This window comes from Neorhizobium sp. 05N33 (assembly GCF_056397445.1).
The window spans coordinates 18,826-35,889 of the sequence record NZ_JBFTNK010000018.1 but is presented as its reverse complement, the minus strand read 5'-3'; the positions used below and the strand labels follow the sequence as shown (position 1 = coordinate 35,889).

Here is a 17,064-nt window from a genome sequence, read left to right as displayed (position 1 = left end):
CGCAGCCAAGATCCGATAGACGCGACGAAACAGCCCGACCGCGAGGCCAGGCTGTTTCGCAGCTAAAATCGGGATTACCGGCGCTTGATGGTCGGATCGAGGAGCACGCGGATCGACTCGCCTAACGTGTTGAAGGCGAGCGCGGTGAACAGGATGGCGAAACCCGGCGCATACATCTGCTCGGGCGCCACCTCGACATAGTGGTAGGCGCGCGCCAGCATGCCGCCCCAGCTCGACTCGGGCGGCTGGACGCCGAGCGACAGGAAGCTCAATCCGGCTTCCGCCAGAAGCGCCACGGCCAGCATCAGGGTCACCTCGACGATCACAGGCTGGATGGCATTGGGCAGGATATGGCGCAGGATCAGGTGCAGGCGCGATGCGCCGAAACCGGTCGCTGCCTCGACATAAAGCGCGTTCTTCACCACCAGCGTCTGCGCCCGCATCGTGCGGGCAAGCACCGGCGCGAAGGCGAAGCCGACGGCGATCATCGCATTGGTGAGACCGATGCCGAGCGCGCCTGTCACGGCGACGGCCAGCACGAGCGGCGGAAAGGCGAGAACCCCGTCGATGATGCGGCTGCCGACCTGGTCGACCCAGCCTCCGACAAAACCGATGAACACGCCAAGCGGCACGCCGATCGCCACGCCGATGCCGACTGCGAGGCTCGCGGCATAAAGCGCGTTGTAGGAGCCGTATATCAGCCGGCTCAGCGTATCGCGGCCAAGGTCGTCGGTGCCGAGCCAGTGTGCGCCGCTAGGCGGCGCCAGAAGGTCCATCAGGTTCTGCTTGTTGGGTGCATAAGGCACGATCAGCGGCGCAAAGATCGCCGCCAGAACCAGAACGGAGAGATAGGCAAGGCTGATCAGCGCGCGCTTGTCGCCCCACAGCCAGGTCCAGAAGCGGAAGCGGACGGGAGGCGGCAAGGTCGTCCTGGCTGCCGGCGCGGCAGCGGTTTGGGTCATCGCGGTCATGTTCGTATCGGTCATGTGGAGGCCGCCACTCTGGGATCGAAAGTCGCGTTGAGCACGTCGACCAGGAGATTGGTGAGGATAACCACCAGCACGAGCACCAGCGCTACGCCCTGCACCACCGGGAAATCCTTGTTGAGCGCCGAATAGCTGATGAGATTGCCGACGCCGGGGATGGCGAAGACCGCCTCGATGATGACGGCGCTGGAGAACAGCCGATTCACCTGCAGGCCGGCAATGGTCAGCATCGTCGCCGCCACGTTGCGCAGACCGTGCTTCCACAGGATGGCGCCGGAACCGAGCCCCTTGGCGCGCAGCGTGCGGATATATTGCGAGCCGAGCACTTCGAGCAGCGCACTGCGCACCTGCCTCGCGAGAACCGCGACCACGCCGGTGGAGAGCGCGATCGCCGGAAGAGTTGCGTAATAGAGCGACTCCAGCGGTTTTTCGAAGACGGATACGGCACCGGTCGCCGGGAACCAGCGATAACCGAGCGAGAACAGCGTCACCAGAATGATGCCGAGCCAGAAATTGGGAACCGCGACACCGAGCGAGGCGACGCTGGTGATGATCTTGTCGAGCGTGGTGCCCTGGCGCGTGGCTGCAAGAATGCCAAGCGGAATGCCGAGTGCCGCGCCCAGGACCAGCGCATAAAGAACCAGCAGGATCGTATGCGGCAGGCGCGAAAGGATCAGCCGCAGAACCGATTCGTTCGAGAACAGCGAATGACCGAGATCGCCCTGCAGGGCATTTCCCAGCCAGAAGAAATATTGCACCAGCATCGGCCGATCGAATCCGTAGATATGACGGATTTCCGCGATGCGTTCCGCCGTCGCATAGTCGCCCGCGATCATCATGGCCGGGTCGCCGGGCATCATGTAGACGAGGGAAAACACCACGAACGTGGCCACGATCATCACGGGCACCAGCTGCATGAGCCTCTGCGCAACCATCCCGGGGACGCCGTACATCATTGATACTCCGTCAATCCGCATTTGACGCCGGCCGTTTCAATGGCCCGCGAAAGGAACATCGGATGCGCAGAACCACTGCCTTCCGATGCGGGGGAGCGGCGCGGGCGACGCCGCCCCGCTCCGGTTTCCGGGCGATCCCCGACGCGACGGTCGCATCGGGGGATCGCATCGCTTGAGCCTCAGGCTTCCATCCACACCTTGTGGAAGCGCGGGCGTTGCAGCAGGCTGAAATTGAAGCCGTGTACCTTCGGGGTACGTATGATGATGCCGGCGGACGAGAACTGCGGCAGGTGCAGCGCGTTCTCCAGCACGAAACGCTGCATCTTGAAGAGCACGTCCTTGCGCTTCGCGTTGTCGAACGTGTTCATCGACGCATCCATCAACTCGCGATAGCCGGGCAGTTCGATCTTCGCCGCGTTGCGATAGGCCGTCGCTGAGAACTGGCGATCGTAGGCCGTTGCCGGATCCGGAAGACCGCCGGTCGGGGTCATCAGCATCTGACCCTTTTTCTCGGTGAGGAAGTACTGCATCGTCTGCGCCGGTTGCGCCGGAGTGACCTTCAGCCGGATGCCGGCCTCGGCAAGCTGGGCGCCGAGGACTTCCTGACGCTGTACCGCAGCCTGATCGGCCCAGGTGAAGGTGGCGATCTCTATGCCATTTGCGAAACCGGCCGCCTTCAGCAGCGACTTGGCGCGGTCGAGGTCCAGCTTATAGTAGTTTTCGGTCGCAGGATCGTTGGCCCAGAAACCCGACGGGAACATGCTGCAATGCCCGCCGCCGAGGCCGCCCCACAGGACCTGGTTGAGCACGGGCCGGTCGAGCGCCCAGTTCATCGCCTGCCGAACGCGAACGTCTTTCAGCGGTCCCTCACCGTAGTTCAGGAAGGCCGTGTAATAGATCATCGACGGCGTCGCTTCGGCAACCAGCTTCGGGTCGCGCTTGGCTACGGCCATCTGCTGCGCGCTCATGTTGAGGACGATATCGGCTTCGCCGGCGGTCACCGTGCGCACAGCCGTATTGAACTCGTTGACGATGCGCATGTCGACGCCGTCGAGATAGGGCTTGTCACCCCAGTAGTTGGCGTTTTTTACGACCTTGATCAGGGTATTGTCCTGCCATTCGACGAACTTGAACGGCCCTGTGCCGACAGGCGCACGATCGACATTTCCGCCCGCGGCAGCCTTGACCGAAGCAGGCGACACGATGAGGCCGGCGCGGTCGGTCAGGATCGCAGGCAGGGTGGCGTCCGGGTATTTCAGTTTCAGCGAAACCTGATAGGGGCCGGTCGCCTCGACCTTGTCGACGACGGCAAGGTCCGATTTCACGTTCGAGCGATCGTAGGTGCTGCAGCGCTGCAGGTGGAAGACCACCGCCTCGGCATTGAACGGCGTGCCATCATGGAACTCGACGCCCTGGCGCAGTTCGAGAACCAGCGTCGTGGGGTCGGCGAACTTCCATGACGTCGCCAGCATCGGCTGCAGTTCGAGCGTCTGCGGATCAAAGCCGATCAGCGCGTCGAACATCAGCAGAAGGGCGTTGAAGTCGGGATTGTTGCGACCTGTCAGCGGATCGAGCGCGGCAGGGTTGAACGGCATCACGGCTCTCAGAGTGCCGCCGGATCTCGGTTGCGGGGCCTGAGCCCGCACCGTTGCCGGCAGCAGGGCCAAACCGCCGGCGGCGGCCGTTCCAGCCAACAGCGAGCGACGGCTAATGTCCGGTATCTTTCCAAATAAATCTGTGGTCACGTCTTCTCCTCCATCATCCATGACCGGCCGTCTTCGGCCGCTATATCAGCGTCACATTATGTCAGCGCCCTGTGCGGCAGCGCCTTGGCGGGCGCCGTTCCTTTCCGCAGGATCAAGACTTCTCCTCTCCTTTTCGCCCAGCATCTCCTCGGCGAAATGGCAGGCGACATGCCGCCCGGGCAGCAATTCGCGCTGCTGGGGTTCCTGCGTGCGACAGATGTCGCGCATCCGCGGGCAGCGCGTGTGGAAACGGCAGCCGCTCGGCGGGGCGATCGCGCTCGGTATCTCGCCCTGCAGGATGATCCTCTGCCGGGCATCGGCGGCCGTCGGGTCGATCTCCGGTTCGGCCGAACGCAGCGCCTCCGTATAGGGATGCAGCGGCGTTTCGATCACGGCGTGCGCCGGACCGACTTCGACGATCTTGCCGAAATACATCACGGCCACGCGGTCGCTGATATGGCTGACGACCCGCAGGTCATGGCTGATGAAGACGTAGGTGAGGCCGAACTGTTCCTGCAGGCGGGCGAAAAGATTGAGCATGTCGGCCTGGATCGAAACGTCGAGCGCTGCCACCACCTCGTCGCAGACGATCACGTTCGGATCCAGCATCAGCGCCCGGGCGATATTGGCGCGCTGCTTCTGGCCGCCGGAAATCTCGTGCGGGTATCGGTTGGCCATTTCGGCGGACAGCGACACCCGGTCCAGCATCGCGAACGCCTTCTCGCGCCGCTCGGCCTTCGTCCCCTCGCCGGCTATGTACAAGGGCTCGCAGATGCTCTGAAGGATGGTCATGCGCGGATCGAAGGCCGCATTCGGATCCTGAGAGACGATCTGATATTTGCGCCGGTGGCGGTTGAGTTCGCGGCGGGAAAACTTGAACGGATCGATGCCGTCATGCAGAACCCCGCCGCCGCTTGGGCTGAGCAGGCCGACGAGACAGCGCCCCAGCGTCGATTTGCCGGAACCGGACTCGCCGATCACGCCAAAAATCTCGCCCCTGCGGACGCTGAAGCTGACCCCGTCGACGGCACGGATCAGCGAGCCGCGTCGTGGATTGCCGAAGGTGACATGCAGATCGTCGGCATCAAGCGCCGGCTGCTCGGAAGGAGCGCTCAAACTCATGCTCCGACCCCTCTCAATGCGAGTTCTTCCCAGCGATTGCAGCGCACTTCCCTGCGATCGAGATCGTCGATGCCCTCATTCTCGATGTTTTGAGGCAGTTCGCAGGGCTGCATGGAATAGGAACAGCGCGGCCCGAAGCGACAGCCCTTCGGCATGTGACGCAGCGACGGAACCCGGCCGGCAATCGAGGGCAGCGTCCCGCGCGCGCGGTTGCTGTCGGGTATCGAGTGCAGGAGCCCGGCCGTATAAGGGTGGCGGGGACCGGCGATGACGTCTCTGACGGGACCGCCCTCGACGACCTGCCCTGCATACATTGTGACCATCCGGTGGCAGCTTTGCGCGACCAGTCCGAGATTGTGGGTGATGAACATGATGGCCGTGCCGGTACGGTCGGCGAGGCCCAGAAGCAGGTCCATGATCTGTGCCTGGATGGTCACATCGAGAGCCGTCGTCGGCTCGTCGGCGATGAGCAGGCGCGGCTCGCAAACCAGCGCCATGGCGATCATCACCCGCTGGCGCATGCCGCCCGAGAGGTTCATCGGGTAAAGCGTAGCGACGTGGCGTGGCGATGCGATGCCGACCGAATCCAGCGCTGCGACGGCGCGCTCCGCTGCCTCCCGACGGTCCAGCTTGAAATGCCGCTGGAGCGTCTCTTCGATCTGGTAACCGACGGTGAATACGGGATCAAGCGCACTCATCGGCTCCTGGAAAATCATGCTGATGTGCCGCCCGCGAATGCGATTCATCTGCGATTCGGAACAGGAGACGAGGTTCTCGCCGCCGAACATGATCTTGCCGCCAAGGCAGGAATCGCGCGGCGGCAGGAGCCGGAGAATGGAGAGAGCAGTCATCGATTTGCCGCAGCCACTCTCGCCGACGACACCGAGAATTTCCTTCGGCTTCACCGAAAGCGAAACATTATTGAGGACTTCGACCCAACCCGATTGGTCGCGCAACGACAATGTCAGGCTCTGGATATCCAGAAGCGCGTCCTGGCTGGCCACCGTGGTCTCGGCAAGCTGCTGCATCCGATCCTGATCCTCCCTATCGGCCGCTGCCCGCAAGATCAGTATCCGACATGCAGGCGGCGGCTGTGCATTCCCACCACCGCAGCGAAACCCCATCAGGGATCCTGATACGTGATGCAGACTCCTCCCGAGAGCCTAGGCATGTATACATTACATGTGATGATGACGAAAGCCAGACTGAAAATTGCCGTCCTCCGGAAACCTGGCTTTCAGCTCAAGCTGGCGCGGATAGCCTCCCAGCTCGTCGCATCGGGCGCGAGCAGCAGCCGCCCCTGCGTCATCGCGGGCCGATAGGTCTCGCCGCTCAGGAGGCCGCTATGGCCGCCGGCTTCGCGGTGGATCAGTTCGCCGGCCGCATGATCCCAGGGCTTCATGTCCGCATTCAGCGAAAAGCTCATCGCCCCGGTCGCCACCATCCGGTATTCGAAGGCGGAGCACCGCCATGTGGTGGTGCGGCCGAAACGCAGAAGCCGCGGCGCGAATGCTTCCTGTTCTTCGGTCGAGAACATGTGCAGCGGCACGAAGCCGCTCATTTCGCCGACCGGAGCCGGCACCGCAACGCTAAGGCGGGTGCGCGCGCCGTCACGGGCGATATGCCAAGCGCCGTCGCCCGGCCGGGCCACGAGAAAATCACCGGTCAGCGGATAGTGGATCAGCCCAGCGACGGTTTTTCCGCCGGAAACGATCGCCACGATCATGCCGAACAGCGGCACGCCATGGGCGAAATTCCAGGTGCCGTCGACGGGATCGATGATCGCCGCGAGTTCGGCATCCGCCAGGCGGTCGAGCAGCGCCGGATCGGCGGAGACAGCCTCCTCGCCGACGATCAGCGCTTCGGGAAAATGGGCAGAGAGTGCTGCGGAAAGCCGCCGTTCCGCACCCAGATCGGCATCGGTGACGATGTCGTCCGGAGCGGTCTTGGCGCGGATGCCATCTGCCGTTACGCCGAGGAAGCGGGGCAGAACCTCTGCCTCACCAGCCTTGCGCATATCCTCCATCAGGGATAGGAGGACGACGTCGGAAATGATCGTCATGCTTGGCGTGCCTTTATGTAGGATTTCAATGCGGCGGGCTGGTCCGTCTGGATAACGCTGATGCCCGCGTCGATCAACCGGCCCCAGATCTGATCGGGGTCGGCGAGAGCCGCACTGTCCGTCCATTCGCCGCTGCCGGGCTGGTCGAGCGTGTTGACCCAGAGCGCCATGCCGGCCTTTGCGAAATCCTCGCGGTGATACGCGATCGTCTCGAGGCTGTCGAAGCGGATTTCGCACATGAAGGGCGAGAGTTCGGCAAGCACCGCCAGCGCGTCGCCGGTGTTTTCGGCGGTGAAACGCGCCATGCCCATGAATGGCACGCCGTCGATCTTCTGGGCGCGCACCCATTCCACATCAGCCAGGCTGTAAACTTTCGTCTTGAGGTCGACATCGGCGGCCGCACCCATCTCGCGGGCGCAGGCGGCGACCTCGGAGAAAAGCCCGCGATCCTTGAGATCGAGATCGGCGAAGATGCGGCCGCGGATGATCTCCAGCGCCTGTCTCAGCGTCGGGATGCGCTGATCGCTCGCTGCGCGGCCTTCGCCGCCGTCGTCCTCGCGCAGCATGATCGCCTGCAGCTCCGCCATGGTGAAAGTCTCGGCATCGCGGTCGATGCCGGCCATACGTTCCAGCGTATCGTCGTGCATCAGGAAAAGCTCGCCGTCGGCGCTTTTGCGGACGTCCAGTTCGACGATGTCGCAGCCGAGCGCAATGGCGTTCTCGATGGCCGCCAGGCTGTTTTCAGGCGCACCGTGCCAGGCGCCGCGATGAGCAACGACGGCGCAGCGACGCGTTGGATCGGCGATGAAGTCTCTATAGTTCATGAGGGTTTCTTTCATAGGGCGCCTTTAACGCCGGGCTTTCATTGGGCGCCAAAGGCACCGGGCATGGCCCGACCCGTGACCGCATCGAAAAGATGCAGCCGCGACGTCGGGAAATTCAGGTCGAGTTCAAGCCGGTCGGCAATCTCCGCGCCGAAGGGAGTCGCGATGCGGACGACCGAGCCCCCGAGATCGGCGGCCAGCACCGAGTGGGAACCGAGATCCTCGCGGAACCGGAGTGCGGCCTTGACGACATGGCCGTCCGCCTTGCCGTCGACGACGATGTCCTCGGGCCGGATGCCGAGCTGATAGGCGCCGGTCAGCGGGGCGTTCGCTACCACCTGCCCGTCGGCGAGCCTCAGCACCGAACCGTCGCCGGTCACCGCCAGGATGTTCATTGGCGGGGCACCGATGAATTTGGCGACGAAGACCGAGGCCGGGTGATGGTAGATCGCCTTCGGCGTATCGAACTGCTCGATCCGGCCCTTGTTGAGGATCAGAATGCGGTCGGCGAGCGTCATCGCCTCCACCTGATCGTGGGTGACGAAGACGGTGGTGGCGCCGATGCGGCGATGCAGGTCGGCAAGCTCGACACGCATGTCGTGTCGAAGTTGGGCATCGAGGTTGGACAAAGGTTCGTCGAACAGCAGCACGCCCGGTTCGCGCACGATGGCGCGGCCGATCGCGACGCGCTGGCGCTGGCCGCCGGAGAGTTGTCCCGGCTTGCGATGCAGATAGTCGGCAAGGCCGAGCATCTTGGCGACCGCCGCGACCCGGTCGGCGCGCTCCGCCTTCGCCATGCCGGCAACCTTGAGGCTGTAGGCCATGTTCTCGAACACGCTCATATGCGGATAGAGCGCATAATTTTGGAACACCATGGCGCAGCCGCGATGTTTCGGTTCGAGATCCTGAACCTCACGGGCGCCGATCAAAATCTTGCCGCCGCTCACCCGTTCGAGCCCTGCGATCATCTGCAGAAGGGTGGACTTGCCGCAGCCGGAAGGGCCGAGCACGACGGTGAACTCGCCGGCCTTGAGCTCGACATCCATCGGCGGGATGACTACCGTCTGTGCGTCATAGGCCTTGGTCAGACCCTCGACCGTGATGCTCGCGGCGGCGGCGCGGATGGCTGTATCGATGGCGTTCATCGCTATTTCTCCGAAAGCACGAGGCCCTGCACCAGATACCGCTGTAAGAGCGCGATCATCAGGAGGGGCACGAGGGAAACGATCACGGCGCCCGCCATGATCGTCGGAAAGTCCGGCACCTCGCCGTCCGAATCCGGCAGCAGGCGCGCGAGGCCGACGACGGCGGTCTGCATGTCCGGCGTTGAGGAGGCGACGAGCGGCCAGAGATACTGGGTCCAGCCGCTCAGGAAGGTCAGCACGAACAGCGCCGCGAAACTGGTGCGCGACAGCGGCAGCAGGATATCGAACATGAAGCGGACCGGACCGGCCCCGTCCATGCGGGCGGCCTTGAACAGATCTCCCGGCAGGGTGCGGAAGAACTGACGGAACAGGAACGTGCCGGTACCATGCGCGGCAAGTGGCGCGATGAGGCCGAAATGGGTATTCAGCACGCTCAGTTCGAGCTGCACCGGCGCGCCGAAGACCTGGGTTATTAGCCCGTTGAGGCCGGTGACGTCGAGCAGTGCATTAACCGGCGAAAACACGTTCGACGCCACCTGATAGGTGGTTATGACGCGGATATCGACCGGCAGCATGATGGTGGCGAGGATCAGTGCGAAGGCGACACCTGCCCAGCGGATGCGGAAATAGACGATCGCATAGGCCGAGAGGAAGGACAGGACGCAGGTCGCGATCGCCAGGCTGAACGCTACCACGAGGCTGTTGAGCATCTGGATCGGAATGCGCGTCTCGGTGAAGATGCGCGCAACATTGTTGAAGAACTGGTCGCCGGGATACCAGGCAAGCCCGTTTCGCAGCAGGAATTCGTAGGATTGCGAGGCCGTTGCCAGCGTCAGGTAGAGCGGGCCCAGAATGTAGAGCATGCCGACGAGCAGGATCAGGCTCGCGGCTATGTTGAGGGAGCGTGCGTTCTCGATCATCGGTCAGCGCTCGTAGTTGATGCGCCGGCCGAGGAAGGCGAACTGGGCGGCGGTGAGAAGGATGACGAAGACCATCAGGATCGCGGTCTGGGTGGAGGCGCCGGAGAGGTCGTAACCGCTGAAACCGTCCTTGTAGATCTTGTAGACGAGCAGTGTGGTCGCGCCGCCCGGACCGCCATGGGTGATCGTGTCGATCAGCGCGAAGGCCGAGGTAACGCTCTCGGTGAAYTCCAGCACCAGCGTCAGGAAGAGCTGCGGCATGATCAGCGGCAATTGCACGTCGAAGATCCGCCGCCAGGGCCCTGCCCCGTCCATCGCCGCCGCCTGGTGCATGGTACGGGGGATCGATTGCAGCCCGGCCAGAAGGATGACGAAATTGAACGGGATGCCACCCCAGACATGCGCGACGATCAGCGTGATGAACGCATCCGTGCCGTCGATGCCGGGTGCCCAGATGCCCGGAAAAGCTTGGTTGAGCGGCGCCAGGATGCCGACGAACGGATTAAAGACGAAAGCGAAGACGACGCCGATCGAGGCGCCCGCGACGCCCTTCGGCCAGACCAGCACGTTGCGGGCCGGCAGCGACAGGCGGATTTTCCGGTCGGCGGCGACCGCGAGAATCAGCGGGATCAGCACGGCGAGCGACGATGCCGTCACCATGAACATGAGGGTGCGCCAGCCCGCCTGCCAGAACTCCCGATCGGAAAGGACGCGGGCGAAATTGTCGAGGCCGACGAATATCGAACCGCCGCCGAACGGCTGCTCGAGAAAGAAGGACCAGTAGAAGGCCTGGAAGATCGGCACGTAGAAGAAGAGGACGATCAGCAGCATGAACGGCGCGACCAATAGGATCGGCAGCCAGCGGTTGCTGAAGAGGGTGGATTCGGAGGTCATGGGAAAAGCCCGCAGTGAGGGACCGGCACGGACGGGACTTGTGTCCCGTCCGTGCCGATCAAGCTTGGATCAAGGCAGCTTGACGCCCTTGTAGGTCTGCTCGAAGCGGCGCAGCAATTCGTCGCCACGCTTCTTGGCGTTGTCGAGCGAGACCTGCATGGTCTGCTGACCGCCATAGGCCTTCTGGGTCTCTTCCACGAAGATCTCGCGGAACTGCACGTAGAAGCCGAGGCGAATACCGCGGCTGTCGGCAGTCGGCGGCTGGTTCATCGACTCGATGCCAATGGCAGCGGTTGCATATTTCGCAGCCTTGGCGTCGCCGCTCTTGTTGATCGCGTCGAGCACGTCGTTGGTGACGGGGACGTAGCCGGTCGCGGCGGTAAACGCCATCTGCTGTTCCGGCTTGCGCAGGAAGTCGAGGAAGGCCTTGGCGCCATCGACTTGAGCCTGGTCATGGCCCTTCATCACGTAGATCGAAGCGCCGCCCACCAGCGTATTGTGGCGCTCGTAACCCTTGTACATCGGTGCCATGTTGACGGTAAGCTGGTACTTGCCGTCGAAAGCCTTGGTGGAGGCGGCGTAGGAGCCGGAGGAACCTTCCATCATCGCGCATTCGCCGGCGTTGAAGGCGGCGGTGTAATTGCCGGCCTTGGTATCAGCATTGAGCTTGACGAGGCCTTCCTTGCGCCAATCCACCAGGTTCTGGAGATGCTTGGCGACGAAGGTGGTGTTGAAGACGTATTCAGCGTCGAGGCCGTCATAACCGTTATGCCTTGAAGCGATCGGCAGGCCGTGGCGGGCCGAGAACTGCTCCAGCACGCGCCAGGTATCGCCATCGGTGACGAACGGGCATGCATGGCCGGCAGCCTTGAGCTTGCGGGCCGCATCGATCACTTCTTCCCAGGTGGTCGGGGTCTGGGTGATGCCGGCTTTTTCGAGTTCGGTCTTGTTCGTATAGAACAACAGCGTCGAGGCATTGTAGGGCTGCGCGAACAGCTTGCCGCCGGACGTTTCGTAATAGGCGCGGGCACCGGCGATATAGCTGTCCCACTTGACGTCGGGCAGGATTTCCTGGACCGGCACGACGGCGTTGGACAGCATCAGGTCGAGCGTGCCGGCATCGAAGAACTGGATCAGCACCGGATGGTTCTTGGCGCGATAAGCGGCAATCGCCTTCTGCATCGACACTTCATAGCTGCCCTGGCCGACGCAGGTGACCTTGTGCTGGGTCTGTGCGGCATTGAAAGCATCGCACTGGGCCTTGATCGCGGTTTCGACCGGGCCCGTATTGCCGTACCAGAACTCGATATTGGCGGCCTGCGCGGAACACGCGCCCGCCATCAGGGCGGCAGCCGCCGCCAGAATGGAAATCTTCATCATTGCCCTCGCCTGTTGGGATGATCGGCCGAGTGGGATCGGCATCGGAACGCGGCATTACTACACTTTACGTGTAACAATTAAATGACGAGCTGAAACCCTTGCCGCGCAAGGCATTTCCATCTAAGCAGAGGAAAACGCGAGGTAGACGGCGACATACAACCGCAATTATTACACCTCGATGGTAATTGTTGGCGACGGAGGTGGATCAGTGGCCTATTTTCCCGAAGCTCTGATCCCGCCCCAATTCCTGCGCGCAGGTGAAAGTGGCGTCGTTTCGCCGAACGAGCGCAGCTTGCTCAAACTCATCTGGCGTCACCCCGGTCTCTCCCGCTCCGAAGTGACCGATCATACTGACCTCACCCAGCAATCGGTCTATCGGATCATCGACCAGCTGGCGGAACGCGGCATCGTCTTGCTCGGCTCTCCAAAACCTGGCGTCGGCCGCGGGCAGCCGAGCCCGACGATCCGCCTCAACGCCCGCTACGCCTATTCCTGCGGCATCTCGGTCAATACCGACGTTATCGGCATCTGCCTGATGGACCTTGCCGGCAATATCCTCTCCGAAAGCAGCGTGACGCTGCGCGAACACACGATGGCGCAGTCTCTCGATCTGGTCAGGACACGGCTCGTGGAGGCACAGAAGCTCAACGACCTGTCCCCGGAGGCTCTTTTCGGCATCGGCTTTGCAATAGCGGGCTATCATGTCGGAGGAACCCGCTACAACGCGCCCCTGCCGCTGCATGAATGGTCGCTGATCGAACTCGGTCCGCTGCTGGCGGAGTTATTCGGCAAGCCGGTTTGGGTGCACAACGGCGCCAATACCGGTGCCATCGCCGAGTCGATGTTCGGTGCCGGCCGCTACGTCAAGCATTTCGCTTATCTCAGCTTCAACTACGGTTTCGGCGGCGGGCTGGTCAGCGACGGCGAATTGCTGCTGGGCGGCAATGGCAATGCCGGCGAGTTTTCAGGCATCTACAACCAAGAGGAAAACCAGCGGCGACCAGCGCTACAGCTGCTCATCGAGCGGCTTGTTCGCAATGGCGTCGATGTGCCCTCCATCACTTACATGCGCCGGCATTTCGACCCGCAATGGCCAGGTGTTGCCGAATGGGTGAACGAAATCACGCCGGCCTACAATCGCCTGGTCAATGCCATCTCGGCGATCTTCGATCCGCAGGCGATCGTCTTCGGCGGGCAGGTACCGCCGGACCTGGCGCAGATGATGATCGACCGGACGGAGATTTTCGGACGCCCTCGTTTTGGCGTACCGCGCCCCAGTCCAAAACTGATCATTTCGGAGATCGCCAGCGACGCATCGGCGATGGGGGCTGCGGTTACCCCTTTCCACTCGACGTTCTACTGATACGCAGTTGCCGCCTATCTCTGGTGCGCCCGGATCACCGCCAGGAAGGCGTCGCCGTACCGCTCGAGCTTCGATTGCCCTACTCCGGAAATGCCGAGCAGCGCATCGCGGCTTGTCGGGCGGGCGGTCGCAAAGGCGACCAGTGTCGTGTCCGGAAAGACGACATAGGGCGGCACCGAAAGCTCCTTGGCGATCCCCAGGCGCGCGACGCGCAGTGCCTCGAAGAGTTCTGCCTCGGCCCCTTCCAGCGTGGATCTTGCGTTTGCCGCACTTGGCGACGCGCTTCGCGATGCCTTGCCGGTCGTCGGGCGGTCCTTGCGGAAACGGACCTCGCGTTCGCGCTTGAAGACGGCGCGCGCGCCCTCTTCCAGTTTCAGCGCGCCGAACGCCTCATGATCGACACTGACGAAGCCGGCGGCGAGGAGCTGGCGATAGACCGATTGCCAGGTCTTCGACGGAATATCCTTGCCGACGCCGAAGACAGGCATGTCGGCATGGCCGAAGCGGGTGGTCTTCTCGTTGCGGTTTCCGAGCAGCACGTCGATCAGGTGGCCGGTGCCGAAACGCTCGCCAGTCCGGTAGATTGCCGCCAGCGCCTTGATGGCGGCCTCCGTCCCATCCCAGGTTTCGACCGGCTTGAGGCAGGTGTCGCAGTTGCCACATTGCCCGCCATGCGCCTCGCCGAAATGAGCCAGGATCGCCTGTCTCCGGCAGCCGGGGGTTTCGCAGATGCCGAGCAGCGCATTGAGCTTGGCGCGCTCGACGCGCTTGATATCGTCGCCCGACGTGCCGCCGTCGATCATCCGGCCGCGCTGGATGACATCGGCCATGCCGTAGGCCATCCAGACGTCGGACGGCAGGCCGTCACGGCCGGCGCGGCCGGTTTCCTGATAATAGGCCTCGACCGAACCGGGCAGATCGAGATGGGCGACATAACGCACGTTCGGTTTGTCGATGCCCATGCCGAAAGCGACCGTGGCGACGAGGCAAAGGTCCTCTTCCTTGAGGAAAGCGTCCTGATTGGCATCGCGCATGCTGCGGTCCATGCCGGCATGATAGGCGAGTGCTCGAATCCCCTGCCCGTTCAGCCACTCTGCCGTATCCTCGACCTTGGCGCGCGACAGGCAATAGACGATGCCGCTCGACCCCTTGTGGCGGGACAAGAAACGCAGGAGCTGCTGGCGCGGCTGGTCTCGCTCGACGATCTCATAGGCGATGTTCGGTCGGTCGAAGGAGGTGGTGAACACCTCGGCCGAGCGCAGAGCGAGCTTGTCGATGATATCTTCGCGGGTATGCGGATCGGCGGTCGCCGTCAGCGCCATGCGCGGCACGCCCGGATAATATTCCGCGAGATGGCCAAGCTCGCGATACTCCGGGCGGAAGTCGTGACCCCATTGCGAGACGCAGTGCGCTTCGTCGATCGCAAACAATGCGATCCTCGCATTGCCGATCATATCCTTGAAGGCCGGCGTGACGATGCGCTCGGGGGTCACATAGAGAAGATCGAGATCGCCGTTGGCGATCGCCCGGCGGACATCGACGAATTCTTCGCGCGTCAGCGAGGAGTTGAGGGCGGCGGCCCGCACGCCGAGCTGCTTCAGCGCCTCCACCTGGTCGCGCATCAGCGCGATCAGCGGCGAAACGACGATGCCGACGCCATCGCGGCAGAGGGCGGGGATCTGGAAGCAGAGCGATTTGCCCGCGCCGGTCGGAAACAACACCACGGCATCGCCGCCCGATACGACCTGTTCGACGACCGCAGCCTGTTTGCCCCGGAATGACGAATAGCCGTAAACGCGCTTCAGCACGTCGAGCGGGTTTCTCGTGCCTTGTCTGTCAAACAGGGGATCGATGCGGTCTGGGGTCGGTGGCATGGAATCGCTTTCGTCGGAAGGACCGCACTATGGCACAGGTCCGGCGACCAGAGCGAGCACCGGCGGCGCTCGGCCGTGGGCGTCCCCACATGAATTGGGCGTGGCAATTCCCGACGCACCGGCAGCCCGTTTTGCTTGAAGCGTCTTTCGCGGACATATAAGCCTCGTCTACCCGCTCCCTGACCCGTCACTGGCATCGATATTCCGCATGGCTGCAGACTCCGAACTGGATCAACCCGCCGACGACAAACCCGATCATGCCCGCGTGGCGATCAAGGTGGATATCGTCGTGATCGGAGCGGGTCAGGCGGGTTTGTCGTCGGCCTATCACCTGCGCAAGCTCGGCCTTGCGCCGGACAAGGATTTCGTGGTTTTGGACCAGTCTCCGGAGCCTGGCGGTGCCTGGCAATTTCGCTGGCCTTCTTTGACCCTGGCCACCGCCAATCGTGTCCATGACCTCCCCGGAATGCGGTTCGAGGAGGTGGTCGATACGTCAGCCAATCTGGTTAAGGCGTCGGTCGCCGTGCCGCAATATTTCGCGGCCTACGAAGCCGCCTTCGATCTGCGCGTTCATCGTCCCGTCAAGGTAACGGTCGTCTGCCCGAGGGGAGATCGGTTGAGGGTCGAAACCGACAGCGGTGCCTTTTCGGCACGAGGCCTGATCAATGCCACCGGCACATGGGAATCGCCTTACATTCCCGACTATCCCGGTGCTGATCGTTTCCATGGACGGCAGCTCCACACGCGGGATTATCGCACTGCGGACGAATTTGCCGGCCTGCGTGTCGTCGTGGTCGGCGGCGGGATTTCGGCGATCCAGTTGCTCGACGAGATCTCGCGCGTCACCTCGACCACCTGGGTGACGCGACGGGAACCGAAATTCCGCGACGAGCGGTTCACGCCGGAGGTGGGACGCGCCGCCGTGGCGCTCGTGGAAGATCGTGTCCGCCAAGGCCTTCCGCCGGGTTCGGTGGTTTCGGTGACCGGCCTGCCCGTCACGCCGACGATCGAGGCGGCGCGAGAACGGGGCGTGCTGAAAAGGCTGCCTATGTTTTCCGAGATTACCGAACATGCAATCCGCTGGCCGGATGGTTCCGAGCAAAGGGCCGATGTGATCCTCTGGTGCACGGGCTTTCGCAGTTCGCTCGATCATCTTGCCCCGCTACAATTGCGCGAGGCGGGTGGCGGCATCGTCATGACCGGCCGACTGGCGACGCAGGTCGCCAAGGACCCGCGCATCCACCTGGTCGGCTACGGCCCATCCGCTTCGACGATCGGCGCCAACCGTGCCGGTGGTGCAGCCGCGCGGGAACTGACAAGCTTCCTCAGCGCTCCAGTCAATTCCTAAAGATGACTGGGTTCAACCTGCCCGCCGCACCAGCTTGCCCTCCTCCGCCTTGTAGAAATACTGGCTCGCCACCAGCCAGCCCTTGAGCGGCCGTAGCGGCGGAATACAGGTCAGCAGCATGAAGGGCAATGTCACCAGCAGGTGAACCCACCAGGCTGGCTGGAACTGCACTTCCAGCCAGACGCCGAGAAGCACGCTCGGCACGCAAGCGAAGCAGATCACGAAAAAGGCGGGGCCGTCGGCGGGGTCGGCGAAGGAATAATCCAATCCGCAGGCCTCGCACTTCCGGCCAAGCGTCAGGAAGCCGTTGAACAGATGCCCCTGACCGCAGCGCGGGCAACGCCCACGGATGCCGGTCTGCATGGGAGGGAGAGGAGGCCATTCGTGATCCATGATCATCGTCCTTGGAAACAAAGCGATCAAATCGACTATTGAGTGCAGTCAT

The 17,064-nt window shown here is 63.0% G+C and carries 15 protein-coding genes; 2 read left to right on the top strand and 13 right to left on the bottom strand.

Annotated elements, in window-relative coordinates; genetic code table 11:
• Positions 1 to 74: 74 nt before the first annotated feature.
• The 11 genes from AC1DLT_RS27520 to AC1DLT_RS27470 form a co-directional block, all read right to left on the bottom strand.
• Complete coding sequence (locus AC1DLT_RS27520; protein WP_247136401.1) at positions 75 to 986, bottom strand: ABC transporter permease; 912 nt, start codon at positions 984 to 986, stop codon at positions 75 to 77.
• Positions 983 to 1,903: an ABC transporter permease gene (locus tag AC1DLT_RS27515; protein ID WP_477488839.1), complete on the bottom strand. Its 921-nt coding sequence runs from the start codon at positions 1,901 to 1,903 to the stop codon at positions 983 to 985. Before AC1DLT_RS27515 ends, AC1DLT_RS27520 begins: the two co-directional genes overlap by 4 nt.
• 218 nt (positions 1,904 to 2,121) lie before the next feature.
• Positions 2,122 to 3,687, bottom strand: a complete 1,566-nt coding sequence (locus AC1DLT_RS27510) for an ABC transporter substrate-binding protein (RefSeq protein WP_477488838.1) — start codon at positions 3,685 to 3,687, stop codon at positions 2,122 to 2,124.
• 51 nt (positions 3,688 to 3,738) lie between these two features.
• Positions 3,739 to 4,809 (bottom strand): ABC transporter ATP-binding protein, encoded by a 1,071-nt coding sequence (locus AC1DLT_RS27505; protein ID WP_477488837.1) that lies wholly within the window; start codon positions 4,807 to 4,809, stop codon positions 3,739 to 3,741.
• Complete coding sequence (locus AC1DLT_RS27500) at positions 4,806 to 5,837, bottom strand: ABC transporter ATP-binding protein (protein ID WP_477488836.1); 1,032 nt, start codon at positions 5,835 to 5,837, stop codon at positions 4,806 to 4,808. The genes AC1DLT_RS27505 and AC1DLT_RS27500 overlap by 4 nt, the downstream gene beginning before the upstream one ends.
• 209 nt (positions 5,838 to 6,046) lie before the next feature.
• Positions 6,047 to 6,871 (bottom strand): inositol monophosphatase family protein, encoded by an 825-nt coding sequence (locus AC1DLT_RS27495; protein WP_477488835.1) that lies wholly within the window; start codon positions 6,869 to 6,871, stop codon positions 6,047 to 6,049.
• Complete coding sequence (locus AC1DLT_RS27490) at positions 6,868 to 7,695, bottom strand: glycerophosphodiester phosphodiesterase family protein (protein WP_477488834.1); 828 nt, start codon at positions 7,693 to 7,695, stop codon at positions 6,868 to 6,870. Before AC1DLT_RS27490 ends, AC1DLT_RS27495 begins: the two co-directional genes overlap by 4 nt.
• A gap of 38 nt (positions 7,696 to 7,733) precedes the next feature.
• Positions 7,734 to 8,840 carry an ABC transporter ATP-binding protein gene (locus AC1DLT_RS27485; RefSeq protein ID WP_477488833.1) on the bottom strand — a complete coding sequence of 369 codons (1,107 nt, stop codon included), beginning with the start codon at positions 8,838 to 8,840 and terminating at the stop codon, positions 7,734 to 7,736.
• Positions 8,841 to 8,842: 2 nt separating this feature from the next.
• The gene (locus AC1DLT_RS27480) at positions 8,843 to 9,760 is read right to left on the bottom strand and encodes an ABC transporter permease subunit (RefSeq protein ID WP_477488832.1); all 918 of its coding nucleotides are present in this window, start codon (positions 9,758 to 9,760) and stop codon (positions 8,843 to 8,845) included.
• A gap of 3 nt (positions 9,761 to 9,763) precedes the next feature.
• Complete coding sequence (locus tag AC1DLT_RS27475; RefSeq protein WP_477488831.1) at positions 9,764 to 10,654, bottom strand: carbohydrate ABC transporter permease; 891 nt, start codon at positions 10,652 to 10,654, stop codon at positions 9,764 to 9,766.
• Positions 10,655 to 10,723: 69 nt separating this feature from the next.
• Positions 10,724 to 12,031 carry an extracellular solute-binding protein gene (locus AC1DLT_RS27470; RefSeq protein ID WP_477488877.1) on the bottom strand — a complete coding sequence of 436 codons (1,308 nt, stop codon included), beginning with the start codon at positions 12,029 to 12,031 and terminating at the stop codon, positions 10,724 to 10,726.
• A gap of 211 nt (positions 12,032 to 12,242) precedes the next feature.
• On the opposite strand from AC1DLT_RS27470, the gene AC1DLT_RS27465 reads away from it, so the two are divergent.
• The gene (locus AC1DLT_RS27465) at positions 12,243 to 13,397 is read left to right on the top strand and encodes an ROK family protein (protein ID WP_477488830.1); all 1,155 of its coding nucleotides are present in this window, start codon (positions 12,243 to 12,245) and stop codon (positions 13,395 to 13,397) included.
• 14 nt (positions 13,398 to 13,411) lie between these two features.
• Here the strand turns inward: AC1DLT_RS27465 and recQ are convergent, their stop codons facing one another.
• Positions 13,412 to 15,271, bottom strand: coding sequence for a DNA helicase RecQ (gene recQ, locus AC1DLT_RS27460; RefSeq protein WP_477488829.1), 1,860 nt, complete (start codon positions 15,269 to 15,271; stop codon positions 13,412 to 13,414).
• 208 nt (positions 15,272 to 15,479) lie between these two features.
• Between recQ and AC1DLT_RS27455 the strand changes: the two genes are divergently transcribed.
• Positions 15,480 to 16,619, top strand: coding sequence for an NAD(P)-binding domain-containing protein (locus AC1DLT_RS27455; protein WP_477488828.1), 1,140 nt, complete (start codon positions 15,480 to 15,482; stop codon positions 16,617 to 16,619).
• 12 nt (positions 16,620 to 16,631) lie between these two features.
• Here AC1DLT_RS27455 and AC1DLT_RS27450 read toward each other — a convergent pair whose 3' ends face one another.
• Positions 16,632 to 17,015, bottom strand: a complete 384-nt coding sequence (locus tag AC1DLT_RS27450) for a DUF983 domain-containing protein (protein WP_477488876.1) — start codon at positions 17,013 to 17,015, stop codon at positions 16,632 to 16,634.
• Positions 17,016 to 17,064: the final 49 nt, after the last annotated feature.